This window comes from Streptomyces sp. C36 (genome assembly GCF_040932295.1).
GTDB classification, from domain to species: domain Bacteria; phylum Actinomycetota; class Actinomycetes; order Streptomycetales; family Streptomycetaceae; genus Streptomyces; species Streptomyces triculaminicus.
Window position 1 is genome coordinate 737823 of the sequence record NZ_JBFQGI010000003.1, and the last position, 16710, is coordinate 754532.

12 protein-coding genes are annotated in these 16710 nt (G+C 75.4%); 3 read left to right on the forward strand and 9 right to left on the reverse strand.

The window, feature by feature from the left end; genetic code table 11:
* The first annotated feature begins 90 nt into the window (after window positions 1-90).
* Window positions 91-1248 carry an acetyl-CoA C-acetyltransferase gene (locus AB4K12_RS13050; protein WP_368434352.1) on the forward strand — a complete coding sequence of 386 codons (1158 nt, stop codon included), beginning with the start codon at window positions 91-93 and terminating at the stop codon, window positions 1246-1248.
* A gap of 11 nt (window positions 1249-1259) precedes the next feature.
* On the opposite strand, the gene AB4K12_RS13055 is transcribed toward AB4K12_RS13050, so the two are convergent.
* From AB4K12_RS13055 to AB4K12_RS13070, 4 genes are read right to left on the reverse strand one after another with little or no spacing between them, the layout of a single operon-like run.
* Window positions 1260-2306 carry an NAD(P)H-dependent flavin oxidoreductase gene (locus AB4K12_RS13055; protein WP_368434353.1) on the reverse strand — a complete coding sequence of 349 codons (1047 nt, stop codon included), beginning with the start codon at window positions 2304-2306 and terminating at the stop codon, window positions 1260-1262.
* Complete coding sequence (locus AB4K12_RS13060) at window positions 2303-3067, reverse strand: CoA-transferase subunit beta (protein ID WP_368434354.1); 765 nt, start codon at window positions 3065-3067, stop codon at window positions 2303-2305. The genes AB4K12_RS13055 and AB4K12_RS13060 overlap by 4 nt, the downstream gene beginning before the upstream one ends.
* A complete protein-coding gene (locus tag AB4K12_RS13065; RefSeq protein ID WP_368434462.1) occupies window positions 3064-3912 on the reverse strand; it encodes a CoA transferase subunit A in 849 nt (282 codons plus the stop codon). Before AB4K12_RS13065 ends, AB4K12_RS13060 begins: the two co-directional genes overlap by 4 nt.
* 14 nt (window positions 3913-3926) lie before the next feature.
* Complete coding sequence (locus AB4K12_RS13070; protein ID WP_368434355.1) at window positions 3927-4778, reverse strand: enoyl-CoA hydratase family protein; 852 nt, start codon at window positions 4776-4778, stop codon at window positions 3927-3929.
* 73 nt (window positions 4779-4851) lie between these two features.
* Between AB4K12_RS13070 and AB4K12_RS13075 the strand changes: the two genes are divergently transcribed.
* Window positions 4852-5637 carry an SDR family oxidoreductase gene (locus AB4K12_RS13075; RefSeq protein ID WP_368434356.1) on the forward strand — a complete coding sequence of 262 codons (786 nt, stop codon included), beginning with the start codon at window positions 4852-4854 and terminating at the stop codon, window positions 5635-5637.
* Between the two features lies 1 nt (window position 5638).
* Window positions 5639-6547 carry an SDR family oxidoreductase gene (locus AB4K12_RS13080; protein WP_368434357.1) on the forward strand — a complete coding sequence of 303 codons (909 nt, stop codon included), beginning with the start codon at window positions 5639-5641 and terminating at the stop codon, window positions 6545-6547.
* 19 nt (window positions 6548-6566) lie between these two features.
* On the opposite strand, the gene AB4K12_RS13085 is transcribed toward AB4K12_RS13080, so the two are convergent.
* The 5 genes from AB4K12_RS13085 to AB4K12_RS13105 form a co-directional block, all read right to left on the reverse strand.
* Complete coding sequence (locus AB4K12_RS13085; protein ID WP_368434358.1) at window positions 6567-7451, reverse strand: ABC transporter permease; 885 nt, start codon at window positions 7449-7451, stop codon at window positions 6567-6569.
* Window positions 7448-10159 carry an alpha/beta fold hydrolase gene (locus tag AB4K12_RS13090; RefSeq protein ID WP_368434359.1) on the reverse strand — a complete coding sequence of 904 codons (2712 nt, stop codon included), beginning with the start codon at window positions 10157-10159 and terminating at the stop codon, window positions 7448-7450. Before AB4K12_RS13090 ends, AB4K12_RS13085 begins: the two co-directional genes overlap by 4 nt.
* Before the next feature lie 110 nt (window positions 10160-10269).
* Window positions 10270-13296, reverse strand: coding sequence for an alpha-mannosidase (locus AB4K12_RS13095; protein ID WP_368434360.1), 3027 nt, complete (start codon window positions 13294-13296; stop codon window positions 10270-10272).
* A 59-nt stretch (window positions 13297-13355) separates the two neighbouring features.
* Window positions 13356-15461: an endo-beta-N-acetylglucosaminidase gene (locus AB4K12_RS13100; RefSeq protein ID WP_368434361.1), complete on the reverse strand. Its 2106-nt coding sequence runs from the start codon at window positions 15459-15461 to the stop codon at window positions 13356-13358.
* Window positions 15458-16702, reverse strand: coding sequence for a glycosyl hydrolase (locus AB4K12_RS13105; RefSeq protein ID WP_368434362.1), 1245 nt, complete (start codon window positions 16700-16702; stop codon window positions 15458-15460). The genes AB4K12_RS13100 and AB4K12_RS13105 overlap by 4 nt, the downstream gene beginning before the upstream one ends.
* Window positions 16703-16710 lie beyond the last annotated feature (8 nt).

The window sequence follows — 16710 nt, forward strand, 5'->3', positions numbered from 1 at the left end:
GCGCATCTAGAGCCTTACGCACCCGAAACCGCGCGCACCAAGAGCCGCACGAACCCGGAGCCGTACGAACCGAGCACCGAGGAGCAGGCCATGGCCGAGGCATACATCGTCGAAGCGGTCCGCACACCCGTCGGCAGGCGGGGCGGCGGCCTGAGCGCCGTCCACCCGGCCGACCTGGGTGCGCACGTGCTGCGGGCGCTGATGGACCGCACGGGCGTGGACCCGGCCGCGGTGGAGGACGTCGTCCTCGGCTGCCTCGACGCGGTCGGGCCGCAGGCCGGCGACATCGCCCGCACGAGCTGGCTGGCGGCGGGCCTGCCGGAGGAGGTGCCCGGCGTCACCGTCGACCGGCAGTGCGGTTCGGGCCAGCAGGCCGTCCACTTCGCCGCCCAGGCCGTGCTCTCCGGCACCCAGGACCTCGTCGTGGCGGGCGGGGTGCAGAACATGTCGCAGATCCCCATCGCCTACGCCGCCCGCCGGGCCACCGAGCCGCTGGGCCTGGCACAGGGCCCGTTCGCGGGCTCCCGCGGCTGGCGGGAACGCTACGGCGACCGGCCCGTCGACCAGTTCCACGGCGCCGAACTCATCGCCCACAAATGGGGGATCACCCGAGGGCGGATGGAGGAGTTCGCCCTCGCCTCGCACAGAAGGGCGGTGCGCGCCGCCGACGAGGGCCGCTTCGACCGCGAGATCGCCCCCTACGGCGGCATGACCGCCGACGAGGGGCCGCGCCGGGACACCACCCTGGACAGGATGGCCGCCCTCGAGCCCGTCGTGTCCGGCGGGCGGCTGACGGCCGCCCTCTCCTCCCAGATATCCGACGGCGCCGCCGTCCTGCTGCTGGCGGGCGAGCGCGCCGTGCGGGACCACGGCCTGACCCCGCGCGCCCGGATCCACCACCTGTCCGTCCGCGGCGAGGACCCCATCCGCATGCTGACCGCGCCGATCCCCGCGACCGCGTACGCGCTGAAGAGGGCCGGCATGACGCTCGACGACATCGACCTCGTCGAGATCAACGAGGCGTTCGCCTCCGTGGTGCTGGCCTGGACCCACGAGACCGGCGCCGACCCCGGCCGGGTCAACGTCAACGGCGGCGCGATCTCCCTCGGCCACCCGCTGGGCGCGAGCGGCGCCCGGCTGATGACCACGCTCCTGCACGAACTGGAGCGCACCGGCGGCCGCTACGGCCTGCAGGTGATGTGCCAGGGCGGCGGCCAGGCCAACGTCACGATCATCGAACGGATCTGAGCGGCGGAGGCCTACGGGGCGGCCAGGCGGCGCAGCGTCCCGTGCGCCTCCGCCATGATCGACTCGAGCAGCTCGGCGCACGAGGGCAGGTCCTCGATCACCCCCGCCACCTGCCCGGCGGACATCACGCCGAGGTCGGTGCGGCCCTCCACCATCGCGGCCCTGAGCAGCACCGGCGTGTTCGCCGCCAGCAGGACCCGGCCCCAGCCCAGGTCCGTGCCGCGCCGCAGGGCCAGGCCGTCGCGCAGCATGCGCCGCGTGCTCATGCCCGAGAGCCGGCGGAAGGCGGCGGCGTGCCGCAGGGCCCGCAGCAGCGTGCCCACGCGGCCCGTACGCTCGAGCGAGGCGACGAACGGTGTGCGCAGCACGCGGTGCGGGAGGCCGTCGACCTTGGTGGTGACGGTGACGTCCGTGACGGACGCGGCGAGGTAGGCGGCCTTCACCGCCGCCGGGACGGTGCTGTCGGAGGTGAGCAGGAAGCGGGTTCCCATGGCGATGCCGCAGGCGCCGTAGGCGAGGGCCGCGACCAGGCCGCGCCCGTCGCGGAAGCCGCCGGCGGCCACGACGGGGATCCCGACCGCGTCCACCACCTGGGGGACCAGCACCGACGTCGCCACCCGCCCGGTGTGCCCGCCGCCCTCGCCGCCCTGCACGACGAGCGCGTCCGCGCCCCAGGCCTCGACCTTCTCGGCGTGCCGCCGGGCCCCGACCGACGGGATGACGAGGACCCCGGCGTCCTTGAGCCGGGCGATCAGCTCCCGGGAGGGCGCCAGCGCGAACGACGCGACCCGCACCCCCTCCTCGACGAGGATCCGTACGCGCTCGGCGGCGTCGCCCGCGTCCGCCCGCAGGTTCACCCCGAACGGGCGGTCCGTGCGCGAGCGCACCTCGCGCACGGCCGCCCGCAGCCGGTCGGGGGACATGGTCGCGGACCCCAGGATGCCGAGCGCTCCCGCCTCGGCCGCCGCGGTCACCAGGCGGGGTCCGGCCACCCAGCCCATGCCGGTCTGCACGACCGGGTACCGGACGCCCACCAGCTCGGTCAGCGCGGTCCTCACGCCGGCACCTCGCGGTCGCGCAGCGCGGCCGGGTCGAGGACCTCGCGGATCAGGCGCAGTTCGGCGGCCGTGGGGTCGCGGGTGCGCTGGACGTCCGAGGGGACGTCCAACGGGAACCCCGTGGCCGCCCGCACCTCCTCGGCGGTGACGCCGGGGTGCAGGGAGCGCACGCGCATCGTCCGGTCGGGGGTCTCGAAGTCGAGCACGGCGAGGTCGGTGACGACGCGCGGGATGCGGTGGAAGCGGGCGGCGGAGGGGCCGGCGGCCGCCGCCCGGTCGTAGCCGACGCCGCTGACCATGTCGACGCGCTCGACCAGGACGCGGGGGGAGTGCCGGGGGATCCAGTAACTGGTCGGGTGGTTGAGCGTGTTGGCGGGCGCGCCGCGCACGCCGATCAGCTGACGGGCCGGGCGGCGCCAGTCGCCGACGCAGCTGATGTTCTGGTTGCCGTGCCGGTCCAGCTGGCTCGCGCCCATCATCACGTGCCGCCTCCCGCCGGTGACCAGCGCCAGGTGGCGGCGGTAGGGCAGCCAGCCCTCGATCACCCGCGGCCTCGCCCCCAGCGCGGGGACGTCGGCGGCCAGCATCGCCTCGCCGTCCGTCAGCAGCAGGTCCGGCGCGAAGGTGAGCTTGGCCAGCCGGGCGCCGGCCGTGGGCACCACGCCGCCCATCGGGCTCGCCAGGATCTCGCCGTCGCCGCGCCAGGCCTCCGCGCAGGCCACCACGCACACCTCGGCCCTGGTCGCCACGGCGGTGCTCACGACGCCTCCCGCACGCTGTCGGCGACCGCGGCGCGGTAGCCCTCCTCGTCCCCGGACAGGAAGCGCTCCGCGAACTCCCGCCAGGCGTCCGGGTCGGCCGCGGCCTTGGCGTACGCCGCCTGGAAGGCCTCGTCCCGTCCGTAGTCCGGCGCGCAGGAGGTGAAATGGGCGCCGCCCGGCGCCTCGACGACGCCCGTGACGCAGTGCCGCTGCACCAGCAGCGTCTGGGGGCCGCCGGCCGCCGCGAACTCCTCGGTGTCCACGACGCGTTCGCAGGAGACGTACGCCTCGCGCGCGGCCTCGCAGAAGAGGTCGTCGAAGTACGGGTCCGGGCCCAGGTACTGGGCGTTGCCGTGCGCGTCGGCGCGGTTGAGGTGGACGAGGGCCGCGTCGAGGGTGAGCGCGGGGACGGCCACCAGCTCCTCGCCGTCCGCGTACGGCGAGGTGACCGTCCGCAGCGTGGGGTTGACCCGCATCACGTCCGAGCCCAGCCCGGCCCGCACCGGCAGGAACGGCAGCCGGTGGGCGGCGGCCGTGAGCCCCCACATGAACATGGCCTCGTCCAGCTCCATCAGCTCCAGCTCGCCGCGCTGCCGGGCCGCGCGGAAGTGCGGTTCGAGGGGGATCGAGTCGAGGGTGGCGAAGGAGGCGACGAGCTTGCGGATCCGCCCGGCCGCCGCCAGCAGGCCCACGTCCGGGCCGCCGTAGGAGACCACGGTCAGATCGGTGAGGTCCGAGCGGAGGAGGGCCCGGACCAGCGCCATCGGCTTGCGGCGCGAGCCCCAGCCGCCGATGCCTATCGTCATGCCGCTCTCCAGCCGGCCGACGGCCTCGTCGGCGGTCATCGTCTTGTCGGCGGTCACGACCGCTCCCTTCCCGTGCTCCCCGGCGCCGTGCCGGTCGTGGCCGTGCCGGTCGTGGCCGTTCCGGTGGTCGCTGTGCCGGTGGTCGCCGTTCCGGTCGTCGCCGTTCCGCCGGAGACGAACGCGTCGCGGTGGCGGTCGGCGACGCCGGTCAGGCTCGCCTCGAAGGTGAAGCCCTGCTCGTAGCGGTAGCTGCGGCGGACGTCGACGGGGTCGATGCCGTTGAGCGCGGCCTTGGCCAGCCGCAGCAACGACCCGTCCTTGGCCGCGATCTCCCGGGCCAGCACCAGGGCCGCCGCCATCAGCTCCCCGCGCGGCACCACCCGCCACACCGCGCCGTGCCGGTGCAGTTCGCGGGCGGTGACGGTGCGGGAGGTGTAGTAGAGCGTGCGCATCAGGTGCTGGGGGACGAGCCGGGCCAGGTGGGTGGCGGCGCCCAGGGCGCCCCGGTCCAGCTCGGGCAGACCGAACGTGGCGTCGTCGGAGGCGACGACCGCGTCGGCGTTGCCGGCCAGGCCGACACCGCCGCCGAGGCAGAAGCCCTGCACGGCGGCCACGACCGGGACCTCGCAGTCGTAGACGGCGGAGAAGGCGGCGGAGCAGCCGTGGTTGGCGCCGACCAGGGCCCGGTGGCCGGGCACGCGCTGCAGTTCCTTGATGTCCACACCGGCGTTGAAGCCGCGCCCGGCGGCGGCGAGGACCACGCAGCGGGTGCCGGCGTCGCCGCCCGCGGCGTCGACGGCCTCGGCCAGTTCGTACCAGCCGCGCACGGGAAGGGCGTTGACCGGCGGGAAGTCGACGGTGACGACGGCGATGCCCGGTTCGGGGCGTGCGGTGGAGACGCTCATCGGCTACCTTTCCACCAAACGTTTGTTAGGTGCGACGGTAGCAGCGGACCCACGGCCGCGGGAGGTACCCGAAGTGGTCAGCGCACCAGGCCCGGACGGCCGCGTCGCCGTCGTCACCGGCGGCACCCGCGGCGTCGGCGCGGGCATCGCCCGCGCGTTCCTGCGCGCCGGCACGGAGGTCGTCGTCTGCGCCCGCAGGCCGCCCGGACGGCCGGTCGCGGCGGCCGGCCGCACGGCCCGCTTCCTGCCGGTGGACCTGCGCGAACCCGCCGCCGTCCAGGCCCTCTTCGACCAGGTGGCCGGAGACCACGGAAGGCTGGACGTGCTGGTGAACAACGCCGGCGGCACGCCCCACCGGCGGCTCGACGAGGCGGACCCCGAGCGCCACCTGCGCGTCATCGACCTCAACCTCACCGCGGCGCTGACGGCCTCGCTCGCCGCTCACCGGCTCATGCGCGGCCGGCGAGGGGGCGGCTGCGTCCTGATGGTCGGCAGCGTGAGCGGCACCCGCCCCTCGCCCGGCACCGCCGCCTACGGCGCGGCCAAGGCCGGCCTGGAGAACCTCGCGCGCACCATGGCCGTGGAATGGGCCCCGGCCGTACGCGTCAACACGCTCGTCCTGGGCATGGTGCGCACCGAGTCCGCCGCCGCGCACTACGGCGACGCACACGGCGTCGCCGCCGTCGCCCGGACCGTGCCCGCCGGGCGCCTCGCCGAGCCCGACGAGATCGGCGAGGCCGCCGTGTTCCTCGCCTCCGACCGCGCCGCGTACATCACCGGCGCCAGCCTGCTCGTCCACGGCGGCGGCGAACGCCCGGCCTTCCTGGACGCCGCGCACACCGACCATGGGGAGCCGTGAGATGACCGGAATCTGCTCCGGGCGCGTCGCCGTCGTCACCGGGGCCGGGCGGGGCCTGGGCCGGGCGCACGCGCTGGCGCTCGCCGCCGAGGGCGCGCGCGTCGTCGTCAACGACCTGGGCGCCGGGCCCGACGGGCAGGGCACGTCCGCCCACCCCGCGCGGGCGGTGGCCGACGAGATACGGGCGCGCGGCGGCGAAGCCGTCGCCCACCGCGGCGACATCGCCACCGACGAGGGGGCCGCGTCCCTCGTCACCGCCGCGCTGGAGACGTTCGGACGGCTCGACGCGCTGGTCAACAACGCCGGGTTCGTGCGCGACCGCATGCTCGTCAACCTGGACGAGGACGACTGGGACGCGGTCGTCCGCGTCCACCTCAAGGGCCACTTCCTGCCCCTGCGGCACGCCGCCGCGCACTGGCGGGCGGAGGCCAAGGCCGGTCGCGGGCCGCACGCCCGGGTGGTCAACACCACCTCGGGCGCCGGGCTGCTGGGGAGCGTGGGCCAGGGGAACTACGCGGCGGCCAAGGCGGGGATCGTCGGCCTGACGCTCGTCGCCGCCGCCGAACTGGGGCGCTACGGCGTCCAGGTCAACGCCGTCGCCCCCGCCGCCCGGACCCGTATGACGGAGAACGTCTTCCCGGAGGCCATGGCCGTGCCACCGGACGGGACCTTCGACGCCATGGCACCGGCGAACGTCTCGCCGCTCGTCGTATGGCTCGCCTCCGCCGGTTCCGCCGGGGTCACCGGCCAGGTCTTCGAGGCGGAGGCCGGGCGCATCACGGTCATGGAGGGCTGGCACCCCGGGCCGACGGCCGACAAGGGCGAACGCTGGGCACCGGCCGAGGCGGGAGAGGCGATACGGAAACTCCTGGCGGGAGCCCGCCGGGCCCGGCCGGTGTACGGGGCGTAGCGCCCCGGCGGGCCCGCCCTCAGGACACCACGTCCTTGCCCCGGAAGTGCCGGAACGCGAAGGCGAACAGCACCACCGCGTACGCCACCGACACCGCCGTCCCCTTCACCATCCCGCCCCACTCCGGGTGCGGCTGGAGCGCGTCGGCCCACGCGTACTGCCAGTGGGCCGGCAGCAGGTCGCGCCAGTGCCCCAGCGCCGTGACCGCGTCCAGGACGTTGCCGACGATGGTCAGGCCCATCGCCCCGCCCACCGCGCCCAGCGGCGCGTCGGTGACCGTCGACAGCCAGAACGCCAGCGCGGCCGTCACCAGCTGGCCGACGAAGACATAGGCCACGACGATCGCCAGCCGGCCCGTCGCCGTGCCCGCCTCCAGCGAGCCGCCGGTGGGGATCCGCAGCGGCCCCCAGCCGTAGGCCGCCGTGCCCGCCGCCAGCGCCACCAGCGGAAGCAGCGCCATCGCGGCCGCGCTGAACCCCAGCGCCACCGTCAGCTTGCTCAGCAGCAGCCGGGCGCGCGGCACCGGGGCCGCCAGCAGATAGCGCAGCGACGACCAGCTCGCCTCCGACGCCACGGCGTCGCCGCAGAACAGCGCCACCGGCACCACGAGCAGAAAGCCCGCCGAGACGAACAGCGCGGTGGCCGCGAAGTTCACTCCCGACGCCGTGGCCGTGTCCATCAGCGTCACCCGGTTGTTGCGCCCGCCCGGATCCCCGCCGATCGCGAAGGCCGCGATGAGGACGAACGGCAGCACGGCCAGCACCGCACCCATCGCCAGGGTGCGGCGCCGACGCAGCTGACGCGCCGCCTCCACCCGCAGCGGCAGGGTGCGCCGCGCACGGTAGCCGGGGGCGGACTCCGGGGCCGGGGTCGCCGCCGTGCCGGGGGTGGTCGCCGAGCTCATGCCGAGCCTCCGATCAGGGTCAGGAACGCGTCCTCCAGCCGCCGGTGCGGGCCCACGCTCGCCACCGGGATCTCCAGCCGGACCAGTTCCGCCAGCAGTTCCGGCGCGGTCGCGCCGTCGAGCCGTACGAGCAGGCCCTCGTCGGTCCGTACCGCCGAGGCCACGCCCGGCAGGGCCGCCACCTTGTCGGCCATCACCTCCGACAGCCGGCCCGCGACGCCCACCAGCAGCATGTCGCCCGAACCGACGATCTCCGCCACCGGCCCGGCGCTCACCAGCCGCCCACGGTCCATGACGACCAGGTGGGTGCAGGACTGCTCGACCTCCGCGAGCAGATGGCTGGAGACGATGACGGTACGCCCTGCGGCGGCGTAGCGGATCATCACCTCTCGCATCTCCCGGATCTGCGGCGGGTCCAGGCCGTTGGTCGGCTCGTCCAGGATCAGCAGGTCCGGCAGGCCGAGCATGGCCTGCGCGATCGCCAGGCGCTGCCGCATGCCCTGGGAGTACGTGCGCACGGCCCGCTCCAGCGCCGGGCCCAGGCCCGCGATCTCCAGCGCCTCGTCGACGTGCGCGTCCTCGGCCGGCCGGCCGGTCGCCCGCCAGTACAGGTCCAGATTGGCACGGCCCGACAGGTGCGGCAGGAACCCGGCGCCCTCCACGAAGGCCCCCACCCGCGACAGCACCGGCGCGCCCGGGCGGATGGCGTGTCCGAAGACGCGGATCTCGCCCGCGTCGGGGCGGATGAGACCCATGAGCATGCGCAGCGTGGTCGTCTTGCCCGCGCCGTTCGGCCCGAGCAGGCCCAGCACCTGGCCGCGCTCGACCCGGAACGAAAGATCCCGCACGGCGTACCGGTCGGCCGACTTGGCGTAGCGCTTGCCCAGCCCGGTGATCTGCAGCGGGACGTCGGCCAGCGCCGGGTCCGGCGGCGGGGTGGCGGTGCGCCTGCGGCCCGTCAGCAGGACCACCGCCGCGACCGCGACGCCGCCCAGCGGCAGTCCCCACGTCCACCACGGCAGCCCGGACGCGGCCGTCCGCACGCCGGGAGCCGTCGGTACGCTCAGGCCGTCGCCCGCCAGGGAGACGGTGTACGTGGCCGGCCGCACCGGCGAGGCGTAGCCGAGGTCGGTGGCGGCGAGCACGAGCCGCATCCGGTGGCCGGCCTCGAAGGTGTGGTCGACGGCCGGCAGCCGCAGCTCGACCGTGCGGCCCTTCTCGGCGCCGGTGACGCGCACGGGAGTGACGAGCTGTCCGGGCAGCTGCTGCTGCCCGTTCGGGCCGACGTCGTAGACCTTGGCGAACAACACCGCCTCGCCGGTGTCCGAGGCCACCTTCACGGTGGCGGTGGGCGAGCCGGTGACGTGCACGCCCTCGGTGAGCCTGCCGGAGTCGAAGCGGGCGTACTGGCCGGGGAAGTCGAGGGACACCCCGAGGCCCAGCCCCGACAGCTGGGCGGCGGCCCCGCCGATGCCGGGCACGGCGGAGACGGCGGCCGGGTTGGCTCCGGCCGGGTTGGCGAAGGACTGCCGGCGGCCGGTCAGCGCGACCGTACGGGTCTCGTCGCGCAGCCCGGGGTAGCGGGTGCCGGTCGCGGTGCGCAGTCGTACCGCGCCGTCGGTGGTGTCGATGCCGCCGGTCCGGCTGACCCGGAACGCGGGGCCGGTGTCCGCCCCTTCGTCGTCCTTGAGGTAACGGTCGAACCACGCGCGCGTGCGCTGCTCGACGCGCTGCCGCTCGTTCGTCATGCCCGCGTCGTGGCCGCCGGAGACCCAGTCGACGGCGACGGGCGCGCCGTTGCGGCGGATGGCCCGGGCCGCGGCGTCGGCCTGGTCGAGGGGGAAGAGGGAGTCGTTCTGCCCCTGCACGAGCAGCGTGGGGACCTTGATGCGGTCCGCCACGGCGGAGGGGCTGCGGCGCTCGAGCAGCTCACGGGCGGCCGCGTCGGGCCGGCCGGCCACGGCCACCCGCTCGTACATCTCGCACAGGCTCTTCTCGAACCGCCCGCAGCCGGATCCGGCCGGGCCGGCCGACGCCTTGCCGGCGGCACCCGGGGAGCCGGTGACGGTGGAGCCGGTGGTGAAGAAGATGCCGGCCCACAGCCGCTTGAACACCTCGCCCGGGAAGAGGGAGTCGGCGAGGTTCCAGTAGGTGATCTGCGGCGCGATGGCGTCGACGCGCTTGTCGTGCCCGGCCGCGAGGAGGGCGACCGCGCCGCCGTAGGAGGCGCCCGCGATGCCCACGCGCGGGTCGCCCGCCCGGTCCAGGCGCACCTCCGGCCGCCGCGCCAGCCAGTCGACGAGCCGGCTGACGTCGGCCACCTCGTGGCCGGGGTCGTTGAGCCCGATGCGGCCGGAGGACCGGCCGAAGCCGCGCGCGGACCACGTCAGCACCGCGTAGCCCTCGCGGGCCAGGCCCTCCGCCTGGTCCCGCAGGTCGTCCTTGCTGCCGCCGAAGCCGTGGGCGAGCAGGACCGCGGGCCGGCGGCCCGGGCCGCCGGAGGTGAAGAACGAGGTGTCGACGCGGACGCCGCCCTTGCCGTCGCCGGGCTCTTCGCCCATGGCGATCAGCCGGTCCTCGCGGTGCACGGGCGGATCGTCGCCGGTGGCCGAGGCCACCGTCCAGGTGCCGGCGCCGGCGAGCACGGCGCCGGCGGCCAGGGCGGCCACCAGCCGCCGCCCGCGCGGGCGAGGGAGACGCAGCTTCATGTTCGAATGCTAAGCGGAGCCGCCTTCCCCCTCGCCGCCCGCCCGGCCGGGCATGTTGTCGCACCGTCACGCCGTCACGCCGTCGCCCCGCGGTGAAGGGCGCGCACGCCTCAGGTCCGCCGCATTCGCAGGGTGACGATCTCGAACGGCCGCAACGACAGCGTGAGGCCGCCGTCCTCGGCCGCGAGCGTGCTCACGGGCCGCTCCAGCAGGTCGCAGACCGAGGCCTCCGCCACCGGGAAGGCGGCGGTCAGCCGTGTGACGGCCCGCCCGCCCAGCGACTCGTACAGCCGCACCACGACGTCCCCGCCGCCGTCGTCCGCCAGCTTCACCGCCGAGACGACCACCGCCTCGTTCCCCACCGTCACCAGCGGCTCCACGCCGCAGGAGCCCGGCACCCGTCGCTCGGGCAGATTGACGCGGTAGCCCTCCCGTACGGCGTCCGCCACGGTCGCGCCGGGCACCAGGGCGTAGCGGAAGCGGTGCGTCCCCTGGTCGGTGCGCGGGTCGGGGAAGCGGGGGGCGCGCAGCAGGGAGAGCCGCAGCGTCGTCGTGGTTCCCGCGTGCTCGCCCTCGCGGACCGTCCGCGACACGTCGTAGCCGTACGTCGAGTCGTTGACCAGCGCCACCCCCCACCCCGGCTCCGCCAGATGCACGAACCGGTGCGCGCAGGCCTCGAACTTCGCCGCGTCCCAGCTGGTGTTGGCGTGCGTGGGGCGGTAGAGGTGGCCGAACTGGGTCTCGGCCGCCACCCGGTCGGCGTGCACGTCCAGGGGGAAGGCCGCCTTGAGGAACTTCTCCGTCTCGTGCCAGTCGACCTCAGTGTCGACGTCCAGCCGCCGCACCCCGGCGGGCAGGGTGAGCCGCTGCTCGACCCTGGAGTTCCCGAAGGCCCGCACGACCCGCACCCCGCACCCGTCGGCGGTCGTTTCCACCACCTCGGCGTCCGTCAGGTCGGTCACGGTGTTGCGGTAGAACGAATCCACGTCCCAGGCGTCCCACATGTTCGGGAAGTCCTGGTGCAGCTGCAGCAGGTTGGCCGCCGCGCCCGGTGCGACGGTCTCCCGGCCGGCCGCGAGGTCGACCACGGAGACGACCAGCCCCCGCCCGTCGATCCCGACCCGCAGCAGGCCGTTGTCGAGTTCGAACCCGCCGCCCTCGCGCGCCCGGGCGGCCGTGAGGCGCCCCCCGCCGCCGGAGGCCGGCTCGAGGACGCCGCCGAGCGCCGGCACCCCGTCGCGCACGTGCGGCGCGGCGTTGACGACGACCGTCCCCGGGCCCCCGCCGCCTGTCAAGGCCGCCAGCGCGTCCGAGACGACCGCCTCCAGCTCGGCGGCCACCTCCGCGTACGTCCGCGCCGCCTCCCGGTGCACCCACGCGATCGACGTGCCCGGCAGGATGTCGTGGAACTGGTGCAGCAGCACCGTCTTCCACAGCCGGTCCAGCCGCTCGTACGGATACGGGAAGCCGGCCCGTACCGCCGCCGTCGCCGCCCACAGCTCGGCCTCGCGCAGCAGGTGCTCGCTGCGGCGGTTGCCCTGCTTGGTGCGTGCCTGGCTGGTGAGCGTCGCCCGGTGCAGCTCCAGATACAGCTCGCCCACCCACACCGGCGCGTGCGGGTACTCGGCGTGGGCCTTCTCGAAGAACGCCGCCGGCTTGTCGAAGCCGACCCTCGCCGACCCCTCCAGATCCGCCAGCCGCTTCGCCCGCGCCAGCATCTCCCGTGTCGTGCCGCCCCCGCCGTCGCCCCACCCGGTCGGCGCGAGGGAACGCCTCGCCCCGCCCTTCTCACGGAAGTTGCGGGCCGCGTGCGCGACCTCCTGCCCGGAGAGCTGGGAGTTGTAGGTGTCGATCGGTGGGAAGTGGGTGAAGACGCGGGTGCCGTCCAGGCCCTCCCACCAGAACGTGTGGTGCGGGAACGTATTCGTCTGGCTCCAGGAGATCTTCTGCGTCAGGAACCACTTCGCCCCCGCGAGCCGCACCAGCTGCGGCAGCGCGGCGGAGTAGCCGAACGTGTCCGGCAGCCACACCTCCTCCGTCTCGATCCCGAACTCCTCCAGGAAGAAGCGCTTGCCGTGCGTGAACTGCCGCGCCAGCGCCTCACCACCCGGCATGTTCGTGTCGGACTCCACCCACATGCCGCCCACGGGCACGAAGCGGCCCTCCGCGACCGCCTTCTTCACCCGCGCGTACACCTCCGGCCGGTGCTCCTTGATCCAAGCGAACTGCTGCGCCTGCGACATGGCGTAGACGAAGTCCGGCTCGTCCTCCAGCAGCGCGGTCATGTTGGAGGCGGTACGGGCGACCTTGCGCACCGTCTCGCGCAGCGGCCACAGCCACGCCGAGTCGATGTGGGAGTGCCCCACGGCGCTGAGCCGGTGCGCGGAGGCGTGCGCGGGCGCGGAGAGCACCTGAGCGAGCTCCCCGCGCGCCCGCTCCGCCGTGCCGCCGACGTCCTGCAGATCCACCGCGTCCAGCGTCCGCTCGATCGCCCGCAGGATCTCCCAGCGGCGCGGCGAGTCCACCGGCAGCTCGGTCATCAGCTGGCCCAGCACCTCCAGGTCCTGCACCAGCTCCCACACGGTCCGGTCGAAGACCGCCAGGTCCATCCGCGCCAGGCGGTAGCGGGGGGCGTCGTCGGCCGTCTCCCGGTCGCCCAGCTCGGTCGGCACGAAGGGGTGGTAGTCCATGATCACGGGATTGGACGCGGCCTCGACGTGCAGCAGCACCCGCTCGCCGCCCGCCACGCGCTCCCCGACGCGCACCCACTGGTTGCGCGGGTTGAGGCCCTTCACCGGCGAGCCGTCCGGGCGGTAGACCAGGCCCTCGCACTGAAAACCCGGCATGTTCTCGTCGAACCCCAGGTCCAGCACGGCCTCGACCGTACGGCCCGCCCAGCGCTCCGGCACCGTCCCCGACACCGTGAACCAGCTGGTGCCCCACGCCGGCCCCCACCGCTCGCCTACCGCGATGGGCGTGCGCGGGGCCGCCAGCCCCTCCTCGACGGGCACGGGCTCGCCGGACGCGTGCCACACGGAGACGTCCAGCGGCACGGACTCGGGGTACACGGCCGGGCGGATGCGCTCCTCCAGCACCCTCGTGAGCCGGGCTTCGGTGATGGCGCGGTCGTTGTGCATGCCTCTCCTTGTCCGTGTCGTCTCGTGCGTGTCGTCTTGTCCGTGTCGTCGTCCGTGGACTACCAGCGGTACGTGACGCGAGCGGGGGCCGACGCCGTGTACAGCTCGTCCACGGCGCGCACCTCGAGGCGGGTGACCGCCTCGTCGGCCGTACGGCGCAGAGCCGGGACGTAGTAGGCATGCCCACAGGTGCCGCCCAGGAAGCGGCGCGCCCCGCCGGGCAGCACCTGGTGCAGCTCGTAGTGGCGTACGGGCGGGACGTCCGGCCGGGACGGGGGCGGGGCCCAGACGACGCGCAGGGCGGCGGCGCCGTCGGCGGCGCGCGCGGCCGCGGTCACGCCGGCGGCGCCCGGCCGGCCGGGCGCCGCCACCGGCGCGTCCCGCACCGCCAGGCCGCCCAGCCGCCAGCGCACCGCCCCGCCGTCCGGGGCCGTGAGCCGGACGCCCAGGGCCCGCACGGTACGGTCGCCCCGGCCGCCGGCCCCGAGCGCGCCGAGGCGCAGCGTGACGGTGCTCCAGCCGCTGCCGTCCCCGCGGGCGGTGCCGGCCGGCACGTAGGAGAAGCGGTACGGGCGCCGCTCCTCGAGCGCGACCGCCAGCTCCACGCGGACGGCCGCCGAGCCGGGGTCGGTGCGGTGGGTCAGGTGCACGACGGCCGGGCCGGAGAGCGGCAGCCGCGCCGTGAACAGCTCGATCGTCGCCGGAGCGCCGAGCGTGCCGTCGACCAGGAGGCTGCTGCCGCCCCGCCAGGCGTCGGCGAAGTCGAAGCCGACGGCCGGCCGGGCGCCCTCCGTGTGGATCACCCAGCGGCGGCCGGGCAGCCGGTCCTGGAGCCCCAGGTGACTCCAGGCGCTCTCGCCGGTGCGCCGGCCCCGCTCGTACCAGCCGAGGCCGTGACCGGTGTTGAACGTCGTCGCGAACGGCAGCGTGGTCAGTGTGGAGCGGTCCGCGACGGACGCGGCCGGGGCCCGCCACGGCCCCGCGTCGTCCGGGCGGGCCGGGTCCAGCGCGTGCCCGGACCAGAAGCGGTCGTCGCGTGCGTGGAAGGCGCCGGGGGAACGCCCGCCGGAGGGCAGGCTCTTCCAGGTCCACTCGGGACGGTAGAAGCCGAACGAGGCGGTGTGCGGGGCGCCGGCCGGCACGAGCGCGTCCCAGTCGACGCGGGTGTCCCAGCCGCCCGCCTCGACGTCGATCCCGGCCCACAGCTCGTACGGGCCGCGCCCCATCCCTCGCGCGCGCTCGCCGGAGGAGACGAGGCGGGAGCGGTCCCAGCCGAAGTTGAGGAACATCGTGTCGGCGGCGGTGAAGAACGGGGCGTTGGCGTCGTTGAGCTCGTTCTGCCAGGCGACGTCGCCGGAGACGGCCAGGGCGTCGTACCAGGTGACGCGGAGCCCGCCGCCGCGCGCCCGCAGGTACGCCACGAAGTCCCGCATGTCCGCGCCCAGCCGGGCGTCCCCGCCGCCGGTCTCGGCGTTGACGAACCAGCCGTCGAAGCCGTACGCCCGCGCCACCTCGATCAGCTTGTCGGCCACCGGGAAGGCGCCGTCCGGGCCGCGCCGGACCAGCTCGCGCGTCCACCGCAGCCGGCCGCCGTAGGCCGTGGGCGGCAGGAAGACCGTGCCCAGGACGGGCACGCCGTTGCGGTGGGCGGCGTCCACGACGGGCGCGTTGGGCGCCAGGATCAGCCCCTCGCCGGAGGAGCCGCCCCAGAAGACCAGCTCGTCGAGGTAGGCCCAGTGCGTCAGGGCGTAGAAGTCGGCCGTCTCCGAACCCTGCGAGGGGTTGCCGGACGTGGTGGCGAAGGCGGCGAGGGCGCAGATCCGGGCCTGGCCGGCGCGGGCGGTGGGGTTGGCGGGCAGGGGAGCGAAGCGGGGGGCGAGGGGGACGGTGGATCTGTTGAAGGGCAGGTCCGGGTCCTGTTCGGGCGTCCAGGAGGCCAGGCCGCGCCAGACGATCCCGGGGCCGGGCGAGCCGTCGGGGAGGCTGTCGGGGTACCAGTAGGAGGCGTACGGCCGGAGGTCACCGGTGGCACGGGTGACGGCCTCCCCGGAGGGTCTTGTCCCGACAGCCGCGGAGGGGCTTGCCCCGGCGGCCGGGGTGGGCGCGAGGGCGGCCGCGGCGCTCGCGGCGCCGGCGGCGAGGACCTCGCGGCGCGTCACGCTCATGACCCCACCTGCTCCACCGTCAGCACCTCGGTGATGCCGCGCGCCGCCAGATGCCCGGCGTCGTGGGCCCGCTGGGCCAGGACGACCGCCGGCCGGACGCCGTCGGCGGCCAGCCGCGTCCACGCCTCGAAGAACGCCCCGCCCGGCGCGCACACCGCCCGCGCCGGCGCCGTCTCCTCGTCGCCCGCGTCCACGGCCAGCGCAGTCCGCCGGGGCGCAGGACCCGGAGGGTCCTCCTCCCGCCACCGCCGTACGCCTCGCGAGAACGCCTCCCCGGCGGGTTTGATCCGCCGGTCGTTGGTGAACAGGCCGAGCCCGTACTCGAGCTCCGGGAAGTCCGCCAGCGCGCGGTCGACGTCATGGGAGCACCACCAGGTGATCCCCCACAGGTCCGGGCAGTCGGCCGCGGCGGCGATCGTCGCCTCGGTGAACTCCGCCGCCCGCTCCGGCGGGATGTGCGGGGCCGGCGCCCCCACCTCCTGCAGCCAGACGGGCCGGCGGGGATCGGTGGCCCAGGCCTTGGACAGCTCGACGAGGTACGCGGCGTGCCGCACGGTGGCGGCGCCGCCGGGCCCGTGGCGCTGGGCGGTGCCGTTGAACACCCAGGAGTGGACCGCCGTCATCGCCCCCAGCCGCGCGGAGTGGGCGGGGGTGAAGGGATGCGTGCCGTCGTGGAAGGCGGCGTCGTACGAGGCGTGCAGATGCGCGCGCCCCGGCGCGCCCTTCTCGCACGCGTCGAGCATCCGGCGCAGCCAGCGGTCCGCCTGCGCGGGGCCGATCCGGTCGGGGTCGGGGTGCGGGGGACCGGAGAACTGGTTGAACTCGTTGCCGACGGTCATCCCGAGGAAGTGGGGCCGGTCCGCGAGCGCCCGGGCGAGGGCGGTCAGGTACGCGGCCTGGGCCTCGACGACGTCGGGATCGGTGAACAGGCCGCGGCGGTGCCAGGTGGTGGTCCAGGAGGGAACGAAGTCGAAGCTGGAGAGGTGGCCCTGCAGCCCGTCGACGCCGACGTCGAGCCCGCGCTCCCCGGCGGCGTCCACCAGCAGCGTGAGCTGCTCGACGGCACGCGGGCGGATGAGGGCGCGGTTGGGCTGGAAGAGGGGCCAGAGGGGGAAGGCCCGGATGTGGTCGACGCCGAGGGTGGCGATGGAGTCCAGGTCGGCGCGGATGTCGTCCAGGTCGAAGTCGAGCCAGTGGTGGAACCAGCCCCGGGTGGGGGTGTAGTTGACGCCGAAGCGCATGAGGCGTT

Excerpts from the sequence above, each read along its gene's own strand:
- AB4K12_RS13100 (WP_368434361.1), bottom strand. The coding sequence starts at position 15,461 with ATGAGCGTGACGCGCCGCGAGGTCCTCGCCGCCGGCGCCGCGAGCGCC.
- AB4K12_RS13080 (WP_368434357.1), top strand. The coding sequence starts at position 5,639 with ATGACCGGAATCTGCTCCGGGCGCGTCGCCGTCGTCACCGGGGCCGGG.
- AB4K12_RS13090 (WP_368434359.1), bottom strand. The coding sequence starts at position 10,159 with ATGAAGCTGCGTCTCCCTCGCCCGCGCGGGCGGCGGCTGGTGGCCGCC.
- AB4K12_RS13095 (WP_368434360.1), bottom strand. The coding sequence starts at position 13,296 with ATGCACAACGACCGCGCCATCACCGAAGCCCGGCTCACGAGGGTGCTG.
- AB4K12_RS13070 (WP_368434355.1), bottom strand. The coding sequence starts at position 4,778 with ATGAGCGTCTCCACCGCACGCCCCGAACCGGGCATCGCCGTCGTCACC.
- AB4K12_RS13050 (WP_368434352.1), top strand. The coding sequence starts at position 91 with ATGGCCGAGGCATACATCGTCGAAGCGGTCCGCACACCCGTCGGCAGG.
- AB4K12_RS13065 (WP_368434462.1), bottom strand. The coding sequence starts at position 3,912 with ATGACCGCCGACGAGGCCGTCGGCCGGCTGGAGAGCGGCATGACGATA.
- AB4K12_RS13105 (WP_368434362.1), bottom strand. The coding sequence starts at position 16,702 with ATGCGCTTCGGCGTCAACTACACCCCCACCCGGGGCTGGTTCCACCAC.
- AB4K12_RS13085 (WP_368434358.1), bottom strand. The coding sequence starts at position 7,451 with ATGAGCTCGGCGACCACCCCCGGCACGGCGGCGACCCCGGCCCCGGAG.